17 protein-coding genes and 1 pseudogene are annotated in these 17,934 nt (G+C 61.1%); 7 read left to right on the top strand and 11 right to left on the bottom strand.

Annotation, left to right across the window (positions count from 1 at the left end):
• Positions 1-44: 44 nt before the first annotated feature.
• From YP76_RS15815 to YP76_RS15805, 3 genes and pseudogenes are all read right to left on the bottom strand, one after another.
• Positions 45-1,337, bottom strand: a complete 1,293-nt coding sequence (locus tag YP76_RS15815; RefSeq protein WP_046764579.1) for a tyrosine-type recombinase/integrase — start codon at positions 1,335-1,337, stop codon at positions 45-47.
• A gap of 252 nt (positions 1,338-1,589) precedes the next feature.
• Positions 1,590-2,397: pseudogene (locus YP76_RS15810) on the bottom strand (IS5 family transposase).
• A 24-nt stretch (positions 2,398-2,421) separates the two neighbouring features.
• Positions 2,422-4,011: a hypothetical protein gene (locus tag YP76_RS15805; RefSeq protein ID WP_157035802.1), complete on the bottom strand. Its 1,590-nt coding sequence runs from the start codon at positions 4,009-4,011 to the stop codon at positions 2,422-2,424.
• Between the two features lie 79 nt (positions 4,012-4,090).
• Here YP76_RS15805 and YP76_RS15800 point away from each other — a divergent pair, with 79 nt between their 5' ends.
• From YP76_RS15800 to YP76_RS15775, 6 genes are all read left to right on the top strand, one after another.
• Positions 4,091-5,215, top strand: coding sequence for a zinc metalloprotease (locus YP76_RS15800; protein ID WP_046764577.1), 1,125 nt, complete (start codon positions 4,091-4,093; stop codon positions 5,213-5,215).
• A 317-nt stretch (positions 5,216-5,532) separates the two neighbouring features.
• Positions 5,533-5,766 (top strand): hypothetical protein, encoded by a 234-nt coding sequence (locus YP76_RS15795; RefSeq protein WP_046764576.1) that lies wholly within the window; start codon positions 5,533-5,535, stop codon positions 5,764-5,766.
• Positions 5,767-5,970: 204 nt separating this feature from the next.
• Positions 5,971-7,080: an S-(hydroxymethyl)glutathione dehydrogenase/class III alcohol dehydrogenase gene (locus tag YP76_RS15790; protein WP_046764575.1), complete on the top strand. Its 1,110-nt coding sequence runs from the start codon at positions 5,971-5,973 to the stop codon at positions 7,078-7,080.
• A 92-nt stretch (positions 7,081-7,172) separates the two neighbouring features.
• Positions 7,173-7,568 (top strand): VOC family protein, encoded by a 396-nt coding sequence (locus YP76_RS15785; protein WP_046764574.1) that lies wholly within the window; start codon positions 7,173-7,175, stop codon positions 7,566-7,568.
• Between the two features lie 8 nt (positions 7,569-7,576).
• Positions 7,577-8,479 (top strand): S-formylglutathione hydrolase, encoded by a 903-nt coding sequence (fghA, locus tag YP76_RS15780; RefSeq protein ID WP_046764573.1) that lies wholly within the window; start codon positions 7,577-7,579, stop codon positions 8,477-8,479.
• A 168-nt stretch (positions 8,480-8,647) separates the two neighbouring features.
• The gene (locus YP76_RS15775; RefSeq protein WP_046764572.1) at positions 8,648-9,043 is read left to right on the top strand and encodes a ketosteroid isomerase-related protein; all 396 of its coding nucleotides are present in this window, start codon (positions 8,648-8,650) and stop codon (positions 9,041-9,043) included.
• Positions 9,044-9,236: 193 nt separating this feature from the next.
• Here the strand turns inward: YP76_RS15775 and YP76_RS28310 are convergent, their stop codons facing one another.
• Positions 9,237-9,506 carry a hypothetical protein gene (locus tag YP76_RS28310; protein ID WP_198147515.1) on the bottom strand — a complete coding sequence of 90 codons (270 nt, stop codon included), beginning with the start codon at positions 9,504-9,506 and terminating at the stop codon, positions 9,237-9,239.
• 182 nt (positions 9,507-9,688) lie between these two features.
• On the opposite strand from YP76_RS28310, the gene YP76_RS15770 reads away from it, so the two are divergent.
• Entirely contained in the window at positions 9,689-10,558 is an 870-nt protein-coding gene (locus tag YP76_RS15770; RefSeq protein ID WP_046764571.1) for an OmpA family protein, read from the top strand.
• A gap of 349 nt (positions 10,559-10,907) precedes the next feature.
• On the opposite strand, the gene YP76_RS15765 is transcribed toward YP76_RS15770, so the two are convergent.
• The 7 genes from YP76_RS15765 to metK all read right to left on the bottom strand — a co-directional run bounded on the left by YP76_RS15765 (position 10,908) and on the right by metK (position 17,910).
• A complete protein-coding gene (locus YP76_RS15765; RefSeq protein ID WP_232307583.1) occupies positions 10,908-12,647 on the bottom strand; it encodes a long-chain-fatty-acid--CoA ligase in 1,740 nt (579 codons plus the stop codon).
• Between the two features lie 283 nt (positions 12,648-12,930).
• Entirely contained in the window at positions 12,931-14,106 is a 1,176-nt protein-coding gene (locus YP76_RS15760; protein WP_046764569.1) for a pyridoxal phosphate-dependent aminotransferase, read from the bottom strand.
• Positions 14,107-14,152: 46 nt separating this feature from the next.
• Complete coding sequence (locus YP76_RS15755; RefSeq protein ID WP_084733205.1) at positions 14,153-14,821, bottom strand: sulfite exporter TauE/SafE family protein; 669 nt, start codon at positions 14,819-14,821, stop codon at positions 14,153-14,155.
• A gap of 64 nt (positions 14,822-14,885) precedes the next feature.
• Entirely contained in the window at positions 14,886-15,581 is a 696-nt protein-coding gene (gene trmB / locus YP76_RS15750) for a tRNA (guanosine(46)-N7)-methyltransferase TrmB (RefSeq protein ID WP_046764568.1), read from the bottom strand.
• Between the two features lie 243 nt (positions 15,582-15,824).
• Positions 15,825-16,043 carry a hypothetical protein gene (locus YP76_RS15745; protein WP_046764567.1) on the bottom strand — a complete coding sequence of 73 codons (219 nt, stop codon included), beginning with the start codon at positions 16,041-16,043 and terminating at the stop codon, positions 15,825-15,827.
• Between the two features lie 141 nt (positions 16,044-16,184).
• A complete protein-coding gene (locus YP76_RS15740) occupies positions 16,185-16,682 on the bottom strand; it encodes a hypothetical protein (protein ID WP_046764900.1) in 498 nt (165 codons plus the stop codon).
• 19 nt (positions 16,683-16,701) lie between these two features.
• Positions 16,702-17,910: a methionine adenosyltransferase gene (metK, locus tag YP76_RS15735; RefSeq protein ID WP_046764566.1), complete on the bottom strand. Its 1,209-nt coding sequence runs from the start codon at positions 17,908-17,910 to the stop codon at positions 16,702-16,704.
• Positions 17,911-17,934: the final 24 nt, after the last annotated feature.

Raw genomic sequence — 17,934 nt, 5'->3', positions numbered from 1 at the left:
GTTAGAAAATTTCCAGACTGGGTCGGCCGTGTTGTCCGGCCACATCAGGCTACCTCTTCCAGGTTTGCCGCGCGAGTCTGTTGTCCGGCTGCTGCGAAATTTGGCGATCTTCTCTGAAGATAGTCGGCCCAGTCGGTCATGACCGTCTTTCGTTTCTCAAACGCATCCTTTCTCCGGTACGCACGGGTGACCGAGCTTCCAACCTGATGGGCCAATGCATGCTCGATAACGGTCTCGGCGTGATCGGTTTCATCGCCCATGTAATCGCGAAAGCTGCTGCGCATTCCATGGACTGTGAACTGACCGAGGTTCATCCTTCGCATCAGCAATGGCATCGCCATCTGCGACAACGGGCTATAAGGCTTCTGACCCGGAAAAATATAGTCGTCGGGCTTGCAGGATTTTCCTCCGGCAACCGCCCTGAGCACGGCGACTGCTGCGTGTGACAAGGGTATCCGATGCTCGATTCGCATCTTCATCCGTTCGGCCGGGATGGTCCATATGCGCCGATCGAGATCCACCTCGCGCCAGCGGGCGAGCAAGGTTTCGCTGGTCCGGGTAGCGCAAAGGACTGTCAGTTCGAGGGCGCGGGCTGCCGGGGCTTCTCTCTTTTGCAGAGCTTCGAAGAACTCTGGCATGTCCTCATAGGGGATCGCGGCATGATGTCCGGTGACGAGCCGCTTCCGCTTTGGCAGGAGAAATTGGAGGTTACCCTTCCATTTTGCCGGATTTTCCCAAGGGCTCTGAATGTGCCCTTCGGCCTTGGCAGCGTCGAGAACGTTTTCTATCCGTCCCCTGACCCGAGCGGCAGTTTCAGCGAACGTCGTCCAGCTGGGTTTCAGTGCGTCCGCGACATCTTGCGGAGTAATCTTGTCAACGGAAATCTCGAGAATCCCCTTTGCGTGCTTCTCCAGCGAGTTGGTCCACTGCCAGATATGCTTCGCGTTGGACCAACCGCCCTCGTGGGCGGCAATGTATTTCTTGGCGTAAGCGAGAAAGGTTGGGGTTCTGATAGATGGCCGTGCCTCTTGCTCCTCTCTTATGCGCTCGACTCGCTCCTCTTCTTGTTCCGTCTGCCGCAACTCGATGGGATCATGTCCCTCCTTCAGCAGATTTCTGGCTGCCGCCGCCATCTCCCTGGCGTCGTCGAGGGTGTAGGCATCGTACGAACCAAGTCCCATCTCACGCCGGACCTTGTCGCGAATCCAAATGAACTTCCAGCTTTTGGAGCCCGATGGCCTGATCCGGAGCCAGAGGCCACCTCCGTCGCCATACCAACCTGGCGTATTGAGTGTTTCCAGCCGCCGCGCCTTCAGTTTGTGAATCGTCCTGCTCATTCCTTGTCCACCTCACACACCCAAGGCCTAATTACGGGCCAAATTATGGAGTCCATCCGGACCTAATTTGGGGCCAAATTTCAGCGCGTATCTGTGCGAACAGATTTGAACGGAATTGAACGTGCCTGAACGCATGGCCTTGATTTTATATAGCAAAAACAAGGCCTTTCGGCAAGTTTTCTGGTTCTATTTCAACGAGTTAAAAGGTCTAATTACGGCGACCTCGGCTCCACCATTTTCCCCTAGAAGCTGTTATGGACCAGCGCCGACAGCGGTGGCTTGCTTCATCATGATGCAAGCGAAGGCGACGACGTGCAGGCCCGCGAGGGGCTGTGCGTATCGTTCGTAGTCCTTGACGAGGCGACGGAAGCGGGTTGCCCACGCGAAGGATCGCTCGACGCCCATCGCCGTGGCAGGAGAACGAAGCCTCGCTTTGCCTCGGACAGCTTGATGACCTCCAGCGTGATGCCATGGGCGGCTGCGGCGTTGGCGGCCCGCGCGCCTGTGTAGCCCTGGTCAACATAGGCGATATCGACCGTGTTGCCGGTGACGGCCTGCACGGTGCGCGCGAGCCGTTCGACCTCGCCGCGGTCCTCGGCGCTGGCCGGCGTCACATGACGCGCGAGCAAATGGCCCAGCGTGTCGACCGCCATGTGGAGTTTCGATCCCTTCTTGCGCTTGCCGCCATCATAGCCGGCACGCTCACCGCTCTCGGGGGTGGAGCGCAACGTCCGACTGTCGATGACAGCGGCGCTGGGTTCGGCGGCGCGCCCCGCCGCCAGGCGCAGGACGGCGCGCAGATCATCCACCAGTGCTTCGAAGCAGCCCGCCGCCAACCAGCGCTGCGTCTGTTGATACACCGCCGCCCAAGGCGGCAGGTCGTTCGGCATCCGGCGCCAAGGCCCCCCGTCTTCACGATATAGCGCAGACCATTGAATACTTCGCGCAGGCCGTGCTCACGCTGCCCCGCATCCTCCCGTTGGAGCGTCAGATACGGCACGATCAGCGACCACTCTTCATCGGACACGTCAGACGGATAGGGCTTGCGATGGAAATCCATGCAAACCTTTCAATCTATTCAGACTCATAAGTCCGTAACAGCCTCTAGCGTTTCCAGGGCGTTTTTCTTCTCTATCTCATATTTCAGCCGCTCGACCTCGTCCTTGAGTTGCTGGAGGGCGGCGGCGGCAGCCGCGTTGGTCGGGTCCTGCTTCGTCTGGATGGCCGTGATCTGTTGCTGGGTTTGCAAGGCTTCCAGATCGCGCTTCAAAGCTGCATTGGGTTCATCAAGGGCTGCCTTGGCCTTGGTCGCGGCAGCCTCCGTCTCGGCTTTTTTCTGGGCGCGGCGATCGTTTGCAAAGCCGATCCCTTGCTCGATGCCGCTATTCACGGTCTTCGCGACTTCCAGCGCCACCGCGCGCTTGCTGTCGAAAGTCACTTTGGTCGGCGATCCCATCAGGTCGAATTCGGCCTTCAGAATATTATTCTCGCCAAGGCCATTATGGAAACGCAGCACCACATAGGGCGCCAGCTGCGGCACGCTCACGACGCTCTCGGCCAGGACAGGGGCGGCGCCGTGTCCGCAGCCGGGTTCCGTGCCTGCGCAGAAGCGGGCATTGGCCTTCATCGGAAGGCGGGCGACGACGCCCGCGATCGCCTTGGCGCTTTTCGGGGTGGGCGCGCCCGTGGTGATGCCAAGCCGTTTGCGCGTGTTCGCCGGATCGACCGTGCCGCCGTCGATCTGAAGATGGGCGGTCAGCGCCAGCGCCTTTTCAAGATCGGCTTTGAAGCCAAGGTCGCTTGCAATGTCGCTGGCCGGGACGCCGAACAATCCCTCCAGCCAAGCGCTGCGCGCTGCGCCGAGCGCGCCTGAGCCTGCCGGCGGCACGACCGCGAATGACTGTGTCCATAATATCTCGCCATTGATCACCGTTGCGGGATCGGGGCGCCAAGTCGTCGTTTCGGCCAGAGCCAGGATCTTGTCCGTCTCGGCAAGGTTCTTGTCCTGTGCTTCCATGTCTTTGACAAGCTTGTCGGCGGCTTCGATAAGGTCCTGGAGGTCCTTCTTGTCCTTCTTGCCAAGAGGACCCGCAGCACCGCGAAGATTGAGGACTGCTATCCGCGCGCGCATCTTCTCCAGATTTCCCGAATCCGTTTTCTTCTGCTTCAATGCCGCATTGCGTTGATCGATGAGGGACGTGGGGCAGGTCGCGACCCGGCCGAATGCGGCGCCGGCGAGATCGAGTCCGGTCGCCAGCCGTGCTATGCCAAATCCCGCCTTGACGACCTGGCCGGCGATTTCGACCGATTTGTCATCGACCTCCACATTGACCGACTTGATGACCTTGCTGTCGTAGAGTTCGTAGGAAAAGCTGCTCGTCCGGGTCGGTCCGGCAAGGCTGCTATAGTCCATCGTGAACCATTCGGCGGCCGGATAATCATCCTTGATCTTGAGTTCGAACGCGAATTTGGGATTGAGGGTCGTGACGCCGCCTTGCGAGACGGATTTGCAGTCGATGAGCCTGCGCGTCGTCGTGAGCGTCATTTCGAGGCGCGGCAGGGCATAAGGTGCGCCGTCGATCCGGTCGACGGCGGTCGATACGGGAACGGTGTGGAGCGTAGTGGAGCAACCCGTCACGGCAACGCCAGCGACAATGATCGCGATCTTCTTCATGTCGTCCACCCCCATTATGATTTGATCCGCATAACTTCATTTTCTTGACAATACTATTGGGAAAAGTGAACCATGCTTCATGATCAGGATCGATATATTCATTTTGGTTCTATTTGGTGTGGTGATGGTCACGCCTTCATCACTTGCAGCGCAAGCTACACCGGGTGATGATGATTTCGCATTCATCGAAATACCGCTCAAGTCGACCGAAATCGAAAGTCTGGAAATCGCCTTGGCGCAAGACCTTGGCACGATCGAGCAAAGCAACGGTCCAGCGTCCGCCGACAAGATGCGGGCATCCCTCTACGGTCTGTTCTCCAGGCCTTATGTCTGGACGAAAAATACCATTTCGGTGTGTTTCGATTCGGTCGACACGGCGATGATGGGCAGGGTCGCCGGAATTGCCTCCGAATGGAATGATGCCGGCGCGCCGGTCACGCTCGATTTCGGTGACAAGGCGAGTCCCCGTCGCTGCGGGGCCCCCGGCGTGCCAGGCGATATCAGTGTGGCCTTTTCCCTTCCCGGCATGCCGGCAAAGGGCGGGACCTCCCGGATCGGTCGGGGAAGCAGCCGGGCCTATCCCAGCATGGTGCTTTCAGGCCTTGCCGCGGCGAAGGATGATCCGGCGAAATTCCGTTTCCTCGTCCTCCACGAGTTCGGCCATGCGCTTGGGCTGCTTCATGAACTCAAAAATGCGGACGGCAAATGCTGGGACGAGATCAAGGAACCGACCCTTGTGCAATATTACACCGACGAGTTCGGCATCAGCGATTTGGATGCGATCCGCGAGCAGATCCGCACCTTCGATGCGCGGGACATGCAGGGGATCGGTTCGACCGGCTTCGACCGCACCTCCATCATGATGTATGCGCTACCCGCCCGCGTCTTCAAGGCCGGCACGAACTCCCCCTGTTTCGCGCCGCTCGCGTCCGACATTTCACCGCGCGACAAGCAGACGCTGCGCGCCGCTTACAGTTCCTCGTTGATGCCGATATCGGAACTGTCGCGCTTGTCGAGCGGGCTGTCGCCGGAACGGCGCAAGATCTATGACGCCTATATCGTCTATGTGACTTCCGATGGCACGGCGCAGGCGAAAATCCGGTCGGCCCTGAAAGACCGGCCGGCGCTCGCGGCCCCGGCGATGGCCGATCGGATATTGTCCACCGCGCAGGCGATCTCGATCGAACGTTATGGCCGGAAATAAGCGGGATGCCCGGTGGCTTGCCGATCACAAAATGGCGATCAGCAATGCGACGAGGAGCGCGCCCAACAACGCCAGCTTGAGTGCCGTGAAGCCCATGGCGCATGATATTTGCGGGCCGGAGGCATGGCCATATACCTCAAGGCATATGCCTTGGCATTGGCAAGCCCTTGCAAAGCCAACCCTTGCGAGAATGCTCTTTCAACGCCGGACAATGATAAGCGGTGGTTGATCTCGATCAGCACGATTTCGTGGAACGTTTGGAGCCCTCCGCCGCTTCATCCTCTGTGCCGATCGGCACGATATAAGAGGATGTGAAAATGGCAGAGCAGAATCAAGGCAACCAGATGGGTGGCCAGCAAGGCGGTCAGCAGAATCAGAATCCGGGTCAGCAGAACCAGCAGGATAACGACCGTTCCCAGCAGGGCGGCCGGAGCGATTATGACAGCGATGAACGCAATCCCGGTCAGCAGAACCAGCAGGACGATCAGAATCGCCAGCAGGGCGGTGGCCAGCAGGAACGGCGTGAAGATCAGGGTCAGCAGCAGCGTTAAACCAGACGCCGAATGATCACGGAGGAAGGGTCGCCATCGCTATGGCGACCCTTTTTGGCGCGGTCGTCGCCATGCATTTTTTTCGAAGTTTTGCGTGCGGCAGATATTGTCCCATATTTGGGATAGTGATTTGCGAAAATGGCTTATTAACATCCGATATTGTGGCCTTTAAACGCTGCTCCATAAGAATTGATGGAGCATCGCATGAAGACCCGCGCCGCTGTTGCCTTTGAAGCGAAGAAACCGCTGGAGATCGTCGAACTGGACCTGGAAGGTCCCAAGGCGGGTGAAGTGCTGGTGGAGATCATGGCGACGGGCATCTGCCATACCGACGCCTACACGCTCGACGGGCTGGACAGCGAGGGTATCTTTCCCTCCATCCTCGGCCATGAGGGCGCGGGCATCGTGCGGGAAATCGGCGCAGGCGTCACCAGCGTGAAGCCGGGCGACCATGTCATACCGCTCTACACGCCGGAATGCCGTCAATGTAAGTCATGCCTGAGCGGCAAGACCAACTTGTGCACCGCCATCCGCGCGACCCAAGGCAAGGGCGTGATGCCCGACGGCACGAGCCGCTTCAGCTACAAGGGGCAGAGCATCTATCACTATATGGGATGCTCGACCTTTTCCAACTTCACCGTGTTGCCCGAAATCGCCGTCGCCAAGATCCGCGAGGATGCGCCGTTCCAGACCAGTTGCTATGTGGGCTGTGGTGTGACCACCGGAGTCGGCGCGGTGGTCAATACCGCCAAGGTGGCCCCTGGCGACAATGTGATCATCTTCGGCCTGGGCGGCATCGGTCTGAACGTGCTCCAGGGCGCGAAGATGGCTGGCGCGAACATGATCGTCGGCGTCGACATCAATCCCGACCGGGAGGAATGGGGCCGCAAGTTCGGCATGACCCATTTCGTCAACCCGAAGGATGTCGACGGCGACATCGTCGCTTATCTGGTGGCGTTGACCGACGGGGGCGCCGACTACACGTTCGACTGCACCGGCAATACGACCGTGATGCGCCAGGCTCTGGAAGCCTGTCATCGCGGTTGGGGCACGAGCATCATCATCGGCGTCGCGGAGGCAGGCAAGGAAATTTCCACCCGCCCGTTCCAGCTCGTCACCGGCCGCAACTGGCGGGGCACCGCCTTTGGCGGCGCGAAAGGCCGGACCGATGTGCCTAAGATCGTCGACTGGTACATGAACGGCAAGATTCAGATCGACCCGATGATCACGCATGTCCTGACGCTGGAAGAGATCAACAAGGGGTTCGACCTGATGCATGCCGGCGAGAGCATCCGTTCCGTCGTCGTCTACTGATCCGTTTCGGGACCCGTTCTACTGCGATTTCCTTTCTCCGGGCGACCGCGCCTGGCCGGAAATCCCTCCGATACACAAGAAGGAGTAATCTCATGGCCGTAATTTCCGGTGATGGCGTGTTTTCCCACATGATGATCGGCGCCAGCGACATGCCTACATCGGTCGCCTTCTACGATGCGGCTCTGGGCGCCCTGGGCGTCAAGAATCTCGGGCCGTTTGGCGACTGGATCCTCTACGGCGAGGACAAGCCGGCGTTCATCGTCGCGCGTCCCGGCAATGGCGAGGCGCCGTCGAGCAATGGCGTGACGATCGGCTTTGCCGCCGCAACCACGGCCGAAGTCGACGCCTTCCACGCGGCGGGCGTGGCGGCGGGCGGGACCGATGAAGGTGCGGCGGGTCCGCGCGGCCATCTGCCGGGAGCCTATGCGGCCTATCTGCGCGATCCTGCCGGCAACAAGATCTGCGCTTACACTTTCATCGAGGCGTAAGGAACGTCATGGCTCTCGAAACCGTCTCGACGAGCCGCAGCTTCGGGGGCGTGCAGGGCGTGTATAGACACGCATCTGCCGCGACCGGCACGGACATGGTCTTCTCCGTCTATGTGCCGGAACATGCTGCGGGTGTGAAGTTGCCGGTGGTCTGGTATCTTTCGGGACTCACCTGCACGCATGCCAATGTGACCGAGAAAGGCGAGTTCCGTCGGTTGTGCGCGGAACTGGGGCTGATATTCGTCGCGCCCGACACGTCCCCGCGGGGCGAGGGCGTCGCGGACGACCCGGAAGGCGCCTATGATTTCGGCCTGGGCGCCGGCTTCTACGTCGATGCGACACAGGAGCCTTTTGCGGCCCATTATCGCATGTGGACCTATATCACGCAGGAATTGCCGGCAATCGTTGCGGAGCAATTTCCGGCGGACATGGATCGTCAGTCGATCATGGGACACAGTATGGGCGGTCATGGCGCGCTGACCATCGGCCTGACCTTTCCCGATCGGTTCAAGGCGGTGTCCGCCTTCGCGCCGATCGTCGCGCCATCTCAGGTGCCCTGGGGGCGGAAGGCGTTGCCCGCTTATCTCGGCAATGCCGAAAGCGCGTGGCGCAAGCATGATGCAGTCGCGCTGATCGAGGATGGTGCGCGGGTTTCCGATCTGCTCGTCGACCAGGGCAAGGACGATCCGTTTCTGGCCGAACAGTTGAAACCCGAACTGCTGGAGGAGGCATGCGCGGCGGCATCCATACCCCTGACGCTGCGTTTCCAGCCGGGTTATGATCACAGCTATTATTTCATCTCCACCTTCATGGCCGATCATCTGCGCTGGCATGCGGAACGGCTGGCGGGAAAATCCGATTCATGGTTCAGAAAAGCGTCACGGGTCGGCAAGGAACGGAACGATCCATAGAAGCGGAGTGGGGCGGGGGGCCTGCCGGACCTCGGTGAGGATGAAAAGGATCTGCTCGACAGTAGTGATCATCACAATGAACGATCGCGCTTGTCCTGCCAGATTGTCCTGGCCGGCAAGCTCCACGGCCTGAGGGTCACGATCGTACCCGAAGATTGAGGAATATCGATGAGCGTTGAACTGTTGGGTCTTTATTATGCGGCCTTCAACCGTGGCGACAGCGCCGCGATGCTTGACCTTCTGACCGACGATGTCGTCCATGAGCCCTCGCAGGGCGCGGTGCGCGAGGGGAAGGCGGCTTTTGCCCAGTTCCTCGATCACATGAATCACTGCTACAGCGAAGAGGTGATCGCGCCGGTATTCCTGACCTCGGCCGATGGTGCCCATGGCGCTGCGGAATTCATGCTGAATGGCACTTATTTGCGGCGCGATGGTGATCTACCGCCTGCGACGGGGCAAAAATACCGGCTGCGCGTCGGCGCCTTTTTCGCCATCCGCGAAGGAAAGATCGCTCGCGTCAGCAATCATTATAATCTTGCCGACTGGTTGGCGCATATCGGCTGATCCGGCTTTTTGGCCGTCGGCCCTCGGTTCGGAGGCAGCGGATGGCCTGTGTGCCTTGGAAGCCCGCCAGAACCGATGTCGTCCGTCACGCGTGGCGGGGGCGGGGACTGACCTGTCCGGTAAGAGTGCATTTCGCCGCCAGGAGGCCGCTGTCGGTCCGGCTCAGAATCGGCTGCCGCATGAAGAGCGCCGGTCATTTCATCGCTGCGATGCTTCCGTGAAGCATGTACGAACCATGCGTCAAATCAATGCCTTGCGAGGACAAAAGTTGAATTGCGAAATAGGGCTCCGTGAAATGAACCTGCATCGTCCCAGGCAAATAATTGTAAAATAGGCAATATCCACCAAATATTGGATTATGCCGGCTATGGCTGATCTCTTGGTCCGGTACGATCAGCCTCAACTCATCGTAATATAAACTCCAATTATCCAGCCAACCATTGGGGTGATCCGGCCCGTTCATGTATCAGAAAGGTTGAGTTGAACAGCAGGACATTCATGGCGCCCGTTCGTGGCGTCATGGCGTGTGTTTCACGAGGGTAAATGGAGAGGGTTCTGACAGCTGAATACGCCGTCACGTGCAGCGGTCGGACGAGAAGCTGCGTTCTGCGGGCCCGACTGGCCGAATTTTGAAGGAGTAGCGTGATGAGTGTCATTTCCAGGGGTTCAAAATGCCTCTTGTTGCTTGCCCTGCTGTCCGGGGTGTCGTCGGGCAGCCTGGCCGCGCAAACGCAAGATCCGCCCGCGGCCGACGTTTCGGCCACGGCCTATTTGCCGCCGGCTGAAAAGACCGTCGGGCCAGAGATCAAGGGTATCATTTCCGCGCGCAGCGGCGACAAGATGCAGATCACGGCCGCCGACGGCACCAAATCCGTCGTCGTCATCAACGACGCCACCAAGATCAGCGCCAGCAAGGGCTTTTTAGGCCTTAACCGCAGCAAGCTCGCGGCGACGTCGCTGCTCAACGGCCTGCCGGTCACGGTCAAGACATTGCAAGCGGGGGATGGCCTGGTCGCGAGTCAGGTCAATCTGCAGAACAAGGATCTCAAGACCGCGTCCATGATCCACAACGGCACCGAGCAGGGATTTGCCGAGCAGACAGCGGCGACGGAAGCTCTACGTGGCCGCATGGGCGAGATCGACCAGTATAATGTCAAGAGCACGACCAACGTGAATTTCGATACGGGCAAGGCAGTGCTGTCCGCTCAGGCCAAAAACGACCTTTGCGCCGCGGCGACCACCGCTGAAGGGATGAGCAACGCGCTGCTTCTTGTCGTGGGCTACACCGATTCCACCGGAAATGAAGAGTTCAATCAGGAACTTAGCGAAAAGCGGGCCGGTCGCGTCGTCAATTACCTTCAGCAGGCTTGCGGCTGGAAACCCTATCGCATGCTTACCCCGACCGGAATGGCCGAAGCGGACCCTCTGGCAAGCAATGACACCGCCGAGGGCAAGGCGCAGAACCGCCGCGTCGCGGTGAATATTCTGGTCAGCAAAGGCCTTGACGGCCTGTGAGGCGCTTGGGGGTGGGCTCTTGCCCACCCCTCATTCCATCATGATCCGGGCTTCGTCTTGCTGGCGGCGATCGCGAACTTCTTGATGTCGCGCAACTTCTGCCTTTCGTTCGCGGTCGAAATCCGCCTGAATCCGATGGCGCTAGGAATAAGCGGTTTCGGGAAACCCACGGCGCAGAATGAGGAAAGGCCTGTCCGTCCTGATCCCGGCCTCGTAATAAGCGATCCGGTTCGAGCCGATCGGGGCAAACTGTGCAGCAGGCAGGGCTCCCATTCCACATCATTCCTGTTTGTGGCGTCGACGCGCATGACGGCAGTATGTCTGGTCGTGACACGATGCAGGCAGTCGGTCAGGTTGAGACCCCGGCTTCCTCGTTGAAGCGGGCGCGCAGTACCTTCTTGTCAATCTTTCCGACGCTGGTGCGAGGTAGGGCATCGAGGATTACGAACCTGTCAAGCCGGGCAAACCGGGTGATTGCGCCATCGGCGATCGCTTTCTCGACGGGCACATTGATGCTGACCAGCGTGGGCGTCATACCGGGGAGCGGCACCACCACCGCAAGCGGCCGTTCGCCCCATTTGGCGTCGGGCACGGCAATCACGGTGGCTTCCGCAACGCCTTCGGAGGTCGAAACAAGCTCCTCGAGCTGGATCGAGTCGACCCATTCGCCACCGGTCTTAACCACATCCTTGAGCCGGTCGCGGATCTGCACTCGGCCTTGCGGATCGATCGTCGCGATATCCTGCGTATGCATCCAGCCGCCGCGCCAGAGTTCCGCGGATGCCTTGGCGTCGCCCACATAGCAGCTTGTCAACCACGGGGTCCGAACGACCAGTTCGCCCCACGTCACGCCGTCATGCGGCAACGCGTTCATCGCATCGTCCACGATGCGCACGTCGACAAGGGGCACGGTAATCCCCGCGACCGTGAAGGTCGAGAGCATCGCTTCCTCGGTTGCAACGTCCTCAGGAGTCCGGCCCGCGGCCTTTACTATGACCGGGCAGGTTTCGGACATGCCGTAGCCGGCGCCGATCAACATTCCCCGCTGGCGCCCTTCAGCACACAGCGCCTTGGCGAGCGCCGAGCCGCCGATCGTCATCTTCCATCCGGTCAGGTCTGCACCACTCTGGTCGGCCGCCTTCAAAACCATTTCCAGAACGGTTGGCACGCAATGCGAATAAGTTACGCCGTGCCGACTACGCAGGTCGCAGATCATCGCGGGCTCATACCTGCCGGGATAGACCTGTTTCACACCCAGCATCGTCGCGATATATGGCAACCCCCAAGCATGGACGTGGAACATGGGCGTCAATGGCATGTAGACATCGTCGATCCCCAGGCTCGGCGAAGCGGAGGACGCGCCGAACGGTCCACAGGACGCCAGGGTGTGGAGAACCAACTGGCGGTGGGTGAAGCAGACGCCCTTCGGATTGCCAGTCGTGCCAGTCGTATAGAAAGTCGTCGCGACCGCATTTTCGTCGAAATCCACGAACGAATAGTCCGGCGACGCGACTGCCGACAGTGTCTCATATTCCCCCGCTACCCAGGTCGGCAGCGCTTCATCTGCGCCATCCATGATCGCGATCACGGTCTTCACTTCGGGCAGCGTGTGGCGGATCGCCTCAATGATCGGAAAAAAGTCGCGGTGGACGAGAATAATCTCTGCCTTCGCATGCTGAAGTGTGTAGGCGATCTGCGAGGAGGGCAGTCGGACGTTCACCGTCTGCAGCACCGCGCCCATCATCGGAACGGCAAAGTAGCTTTCCAGATAGCGATGGCTGTCCCAGTCCATCATTGCCACGGTCATGCCCTGTTCGGTGCCGAGGGCTTCGAGCAGCGAAGCCAGGCGGCCGATGCGGCCCATCAGCTCGCGATAGCTATAACTCGCCTGATTGCGGTAGATGAGGCGCTGATCGCCTGCCTTGGTCAGCACACCGTCGAGAAGGTGTCTGATCGTGAGCGGGAAGGGATGGGCTTCAGCGGCCGGCTCCACAAAACGCAGGGGCATGATCTCTCCTTTTCTGAATGGGTGATTAGCGATCGAGTGTGCGGCCTTCGGCTGCGCAAGGGGCGAACAGAGGCGGCGCATGGAACAGGTTCATGCGATTGCTCTCCTATTTCCGGTCTATTGGGGACAGCGACGAGGCGCCTGTTCCCAAGCAGTCGCGCAGTGGGCTGACCCGCTCGACCGGCCCGGGCGCTTGCTCGCTTCACGCGTTGCCGTTGGTAAGGCGTTCCTCGCTGCCCTGCACGATCCCGGCGGGGCGGAAGAGGTGGTAGATGAAATACCGGCGCAGATAGGGCAGGCCTTCGCGACGGGTTGCTGCCCGCCCAGCCGGTCGGATCGTCGAAGCTCGCCCGCACGGGAGAAATCAGGCCATCAAAATCTTGTCGAGCGCAAGGCGGAACTTCTGCATGTCTTCAGCCGAACCGACGCTGATGCGCGACATCGTGGGATAGACCTCCCATGAACGGCCGATCTGCACGTTCTGGGCAAGGAAGGCCTCCATCATCTCCTTGGGCGACTTGTCCTTCCATTCGACCATGAACATGTTGGCCTGGCTGCCGGGGACGATCTTCAACCCGCGCTTGGCGATATGCGTCAGCGTTTCCTCGCGCACCGCGATCATCTGCGCACGACGGGCCTTGATCTGATCGGCCAGGGTGAGCGAGGCGATGCCGCAGGCGACCGCAGTCATCGGCAGGTTTTCGGTGACCTGCTTTCCATCGTAGCGCGTCATCCTGGCGAGCAGTTCCGGCGCACCGATTGTCAGGCCCAGGCGCATCCCCGCCATGCCGAACAGCTTGGAGAAGGTACGCAGTACGATCACGTCGTCGCGCCTCGCTGCGAGCGAGATCGCTGATGGCGTGGCGGCGAAGTGGATATAGGCCTCGTCGATCAGGAGGATCGCGTCCTTGGGTTTGTTCTCTGCCAGCCATTTGATGTCCTCCACTGGAGTGATTGTGCCGGTGGGGTTGTTGGGCGAGCAGATATAATAGAGTCCTGCATCGGGATCGGCGGCGAGCATGGCCTTGACGTCGTGCCTGTAGTCCGCGGTGAGCGGCACCCGCGTGACCTTGGCGCCGAGCCAGGCGCCGGTGCGCCAGATCGTCTCGTAGGTCGGGTTGCCAGTGACGATGCCACGCTTTGGGGAAGCGAAAGCGACCGTGGTACGGTTGAGCGGATCGCTCGATCCCGGCCAAGCGGTTATGCGCTCGACGGGCACGCCCTCGACCGCAGCGACCGCGGCGTAGAGCTTGGCATGATCGTTATCAGGTTCGTAACGGTTGCCTTGGTCCACGATCGCGCGCGCCGCCTCTGCTCCCGCGGGGAGCGGGCCCGTCCAGCATTCGTTTGCGCCGATCCGTACCGCGCCGACCACCGCCTTTGCCGCCTGCTGGGCGAAGGCCGCCTCGTGCTGTGCCAGCATCGCCGCTCCGCCCAGAAAGGCTGCGATGCGGCCGACGTCGCGGCGCGACCAGCCGCGCTCAATCAGGTCCTCGCATACTTCCGGATTTGCGAAGATGCTGGTGTCTGCAATCTGCATTTCAATTCTCCTTTTTCGGCGGCTGAATGAGGGGATGAAGGCTGCCTCAGCCCTTCAGGGAAGAGTGGAACATGACCATGGAAATGATCACGAGGTAGATACCGAAGACCCGCTGCAGCAGTCCCGCAGGCATCGAATGCGCCGCCGCCACGCCCAGCGGTGCGGTGAGAATTGACATTGAGGCGATCGCCAGGGTCGCGGGCAGGTTGACGTAGCCCAGCGAGCCCCAGGGCAGTCCCGGCGTCTGGAGCCCGATGATCGCAAAGCCGATCGCACTGGGCACCGCGATCAGCGTGCCCACCCCTGAGGCAGTGCCGACTGCGCGGTGGATCGATCGCCCGCACAGGGTCATTACCATGATCGCGATAGTCCCTCCGCCAATCCCGAGCAGCGAGGAGAATATCCCCAGTCCCCCGGCGATACCGACGCGCAGCATGCCCGTAGGCATGTCTTGAGTGAGCACCTTGCCGCCGATCCGGGGCAACAGGAAATTGAGTGACATCAGTAGGACGCCGCTGGCGAAGATCGTCGTCAGCACCTTGCCGTTGACATGGCTGGCAAGCAGCACGCCAAAACCATCGCCGAGCACGATCCACGGCGCCCAGCCCGCAAACGGCCGACTGATTTCTACGTGATTTTGCCGGTTGCCATACGTCACTTTGGACCGTGATTTTATAATCACTTTGCAATCACCGTAGCGAAAGCGATAGCGCATGATAACGTAGGTAAATGCCTATAACAATCTGATAAAGATACGAAAAATCTACGCTATCTTATCCTTATTTACGCCGATATTTCATGTACCACACTTCGTGGCCGATGCGGCGGGCCTTGGCCTCATAGCGTGTTTCGGGCCAGCCGCCGGGCCGGGTCTGGAAATCGGTGGGGGAGCTCGCCAGCCATTCGAAGTCGGGGTGGCCGTTCATCACCATCAGCGCCCAGCGCAGATAGACCGGGTGATCCGTGCCGAAGCGGAATTCGCCGCCGGGCTTGAGCTTCCTCGCGATCATGGCCACCGGGCCCGGGTTCATCATGCGGCGCTTGGCGTGGCGGGCCTTGGGCCAGGGATCGGGGTGGAGGAGGTAGACGAAGCTCAGCGCGCCGTCGGGAATGCGGTCCAGCACCTGAAGCGCGTCGCCCATGTGAAGGCGGATATTGCCCAGCGCCTGGTCGCGGACGTGGCCCAGCGCCTGGACGACGCCGTTCAGGAAGGGTTCGCAGCCGATGAAGCCATGATCGGGCAGCAGGTCGGCGCGATAGGCAAGATGCTCGCCGCCGCCAAAGCCGATCTCGAAATGTAGCGGGCGATCGTAACCGAACAGATTGGCGGCGGTCACTTCGCCTTTTTCGGGGACGGAAAGGGCAGGGAGCAGCGTGTCGACCAGTTCCTGTTGACCCTTGCGGAGCCTGGGTCCGGACTGACGGCCGTAAAGGCGGTTGAGCGTGGTGGGATCGCCGGATTTATGCGCTGTCATGCGCGCGCCGATAGCGGGCGGAGGCCATGGGGGCAAGCCGGAAGAAGGCAGGACGAAAGGGGCGCCTCCTGTCCCCGGTGTTGAGGAGATTGATCGGGGACAGGAGGCGGGGAACCCGCATCGCCGGGGCTGGCGGCGATGGGGGCTGTTCCGGAACATGGCGTTCCGGAAGGGGGGACGGCTGCGCCGCGCCTGGTTTGTCAGGCCAGGGGAGCGGGCCTTTCGAACCGGACTGGCGTCAGCTCATTTGCACTTGATGAACTTGCCCTTGGCGTCCCGGCACGGCCCCTTTTTGGGGGCGGGCTTGGCCGGTTTGGGCGGACATTTGATGAATTTGCCCTTGGCGTCCTTGCAGGGTGCGGCGAGCGCGGGAGCGGCGCTGCCTGCTACGAGGACCAGGCCGAGGAAGGCGGAGGCCAGAGTCCTGGTGAAAGGCGTCCCGGTGAAGGATTTTCCGATCATCGCATGTCCCTTTCCTGAGAGGGAGTTGCCGGGCCCGACAGGGGTGCGGGCCCGACACGCCGCTTATGAGCGGATTTACGGTCTGGGCCTAATGAACTTTTCTTCATTTAGCCGTCATGGTGATGGGGCAGCGGCAGAGGTCTAGCGGCAGGGCTTTCCTTCATAGGCGCGATGGTGGAAGGCGTAGCTGCGACCGTTCCAGCGCAGGACGGGAAAGCAGAAACCGGGGCCGCCGACCGACAGGTCGGGCCAGCCGCCGGGGCCTTTGGCGGCGAGGAATTCGGGGATGCCGGTTTCGTGCGCCATCAGTTTCCAATTGCCGTCGGCCTGCTGACTGAGCAGCCAGAAGGCTTGCCCGGTATTGCCGTAGCAATAGCTGCTGGATTCGGAGATGACGGCTTCCGGGCGCCCGTCGCCATTGAGATCGCGGCGTTCGTCGATGGTGGCGGGGGAAGGCGGTTGGCCGGAATCGTCGCAGCCGCTGGTCCAGCCGCGGCCATCATTCTTGAGACCCGCGGCGCGGAAGAGCGCGGCGTCGCCGGGCTTGGCAGGCGCCGCGAAAATGGGGGACGGGACGGAAGCGGTGAGCGCCGCTCCCATGGCCAGAGTGGCGATGGATTGGCGGTGCTTCCGTCCCATGATTCCCCCGATCATTGCATCAGGCGATGGCCGCCTTGAGCTTGTCTACCAGATCGGTGCGTTCCCAGGGGAAGAAATCGCCCTCCGGCTTGCGCCCGAAATGGCCGTAGGCGGCCGACGGCTGGTAGATTGGCTTGTTGAGGCCGAGATGGGTGCGGATGCCGCGCGGGGTGAGGCCGCCCAGTTCCTTGATGCCCTTGATCGCGTCCTCGATCCGGTCGTCGCCGACCGTGCCGGTGCCGTGGGTGTCGACATAGAGCGACAGCGGCTCCGATACGCCGATGGCGTAGGCGAGCTGGATCGTGCAGCGCTTGGCGAGACCGGCGGCGACGATGTTCTTTGCTAGATAGCGGGTGATATACGCCGCCGAGCGGTCGACCTTGGTCGGGTCCTTGCCGCTGAAGGCGCCGCCGCCATGGGGCGAGGCGCCGCCATAGGTGTCGACGATGATCTTGCGGCCGGTGAGGCCGGCGTCGCCGTCCGGGCCGCCGATCTCGAAGCTGCCGGTCGGGTTGATGTGATAGACGGTCTCGTCCGAGAGCAGTTCGCCCGGCAGGATTTCCGCGACGACGCCCTTCACATAGGCTTTGAGTTCCGCGTCCTTCGCACCCTCGTCATAGCCCGGCGCGTGCTGGGTCGAGACGACGATGGCGGTGGCGGCGGCGGGCTTGCCGTTTTCGAAGCGCAGTGTGACCTGGCTCTTGGCGTCGGGCTCCAGGAAGGGGGCACGGCCAGAGTGACGGTCGGCGGCCATCTTCGCCAGGATCTTGTGGCTGTAGTCCAGCGTGGCGGGCATGAGGTCGGGGGTTTCGTCGCAGGCGAAGCCGAACATGATGCCCTGGTCGCCCGCGCCTTCATCCTTGTTACCCGCGGCGTCGACGCCCTGCGCGATGTGCGCGGATTGGCCGTGGAGGTTGTTTTCGAAGCGGAAAGTTTCCCAGTGGAAGCCGTCCTGCTCATAGCCGATGCGCTTGACAGTCTCACGGACGGTGCGCTCGATCTCTTCCTGCGCGCCCGGCGCCCAGGCGCCGTTTTCATAAACGCCCTTGCAGCGGATCTCGCCCGCCAGCACCACGAGCTGGGTCGTGGTCAGCGTTTCGCAGGCGATGCGGGCTTCGGGGTCCTTCGACAGGAACAGGTCGACGATCGCGTCGGAAATCTGGTCGGCGACCTTGTCGGGATGGCCTTCGGAGACGGATTCCGAGGTGAAGAGATAGTTGTTGCGCATGGGACTCCCGTTAGCACGCTGTGC

The organism is Sphingobium chungbukense, assembly GCF_001005725.1.
Classification (GTDB): domain Bacteria; phylum Pseudomonadota; class Alphaproteobacteria; order Sphingomonadales; family Sphingomonadaceae; genus Sphingobium; species Sphingobium chungbukense.
This window is presented reverse-complemented; position numbering and strand designations above follow the sequence as displayed.

Bases quoted from the DNA above. Each gene is read 5' to 3' on its own strand.
- YP76_RS15805 (WP_157035802.1), bottom strand. From the start codon at position 4,011: ATGAAGAAGATCGCGATCATTGTCGCTGGCGTTGCCGTGACGGGTTGC.
- YP76_RS15760 (WP_046764569.1), bottom strand. From the start codon at position 14,106: ATGCAGATTGCAGACACCAGCATCTTCGCAAATCCGGAAGTATGCGAG.
- YP76_RS15800 (WP_046764577.1), top strand. From the start codon at position 4,091: ATGATCAGGATCGATATATTCATTTTGGTTCTATTTGGTGTGGTGATG.
- YP76_RS15755 (WP_084733205.1), bottom strand. From the start codon at position 14,821: ATGCGCTATCGCTTTCGCTACGGTGATTGCAAAGTGATTATAAAATCA.
- YP76_RS15775 (WP_046764572.1), top strand. From the start codon at position 8,648: ATGAGCGTTGAACTGTTGGGTCTTTATTATGCGGCCTTCAACCGTGGC.
- YP76_RS28310 (WP_198147515.1), bottom strand. From the start codon at position 9,506: ATGAACGGGCCGGATCACCCCAATGGTTGGCTGGATAATTGGAGTTTA.
- YP76_RS15815 (WP_046764579.1), bottom strand. From the start codon at position 1,337: ATGAGCAGGACGATTCACAAACTGAAGGCGCGGCGGCTGGAAACACTC.
- YP76_RS15785 (WP_046764574.1), top strand. From the start codon at position 7,173: ATGGCCGTAATTTCCGGTGATGGCGTGTTTTCCCACATGATGATCGGC.
- YP76_RS15770 (WP_046764571.1), top strand. From the start codon at position 9,689: ATGAGTGTCATTTCCAGGGGTTCAAAATGCCTCTTGTTGCTTGCCCTG.
- trmB (WP_046764568.1), bottom strand. From the start codon at position 15,581: ATGACAGCGCATAAATCCGGCGATCCCACCACGCTCAACCGCCTTTAC.
- YP76_RS15745 (WP_046764567.1), bottom strand. From the start codon at position 16,043: ATGATCGGAAAATCCTTCACCGGGACGCCTTTCACCAGGACTCTGGCC.
- YP76_RS15740 (WP_046764900.1), bottom strand. From the start codon at position 16,682: ATGGGACGGAAGCACCGCCAATCCATCGCCACTCTGGCCATGGGAGCG.
- YP76_RS15790 (WP_046764575.1), top strand. From the start codon at position 5,971: ATGAAGACCCGCGCCGCTGTTGCCTTTGAAGCGAAGAAACCGCTGGAG.
- metK (WP_046764566.1), bottom strand. From the start codon at position 17,910: ATGCGCAACAACTATCTCTTCACCTCGGAATCCGTCTCCGAAGGCCAT.
- YP76_RS15765 (WP_232307583.1), bottom strand. From the start codon at position 12,647: ATGCGCCGCCTCTGTTCGCCCCTTGCGCAGCCGAAGGCCGCACACTCG.
- fghA (WP_046764573.1), top strand. From the start codon at position 7,577: ATGGCTCTCGAAACCGTCTCGACGAGCCGCAGCTTCGGGGGCGTGCAG.
- YP76_RS15795 (WP_046764576.1), top strand. From the start codon at position 5,533: ATGGCAGAGCAGAATCAAGGCAACCAGATGGGTGGCCAGCAAGGCGGT.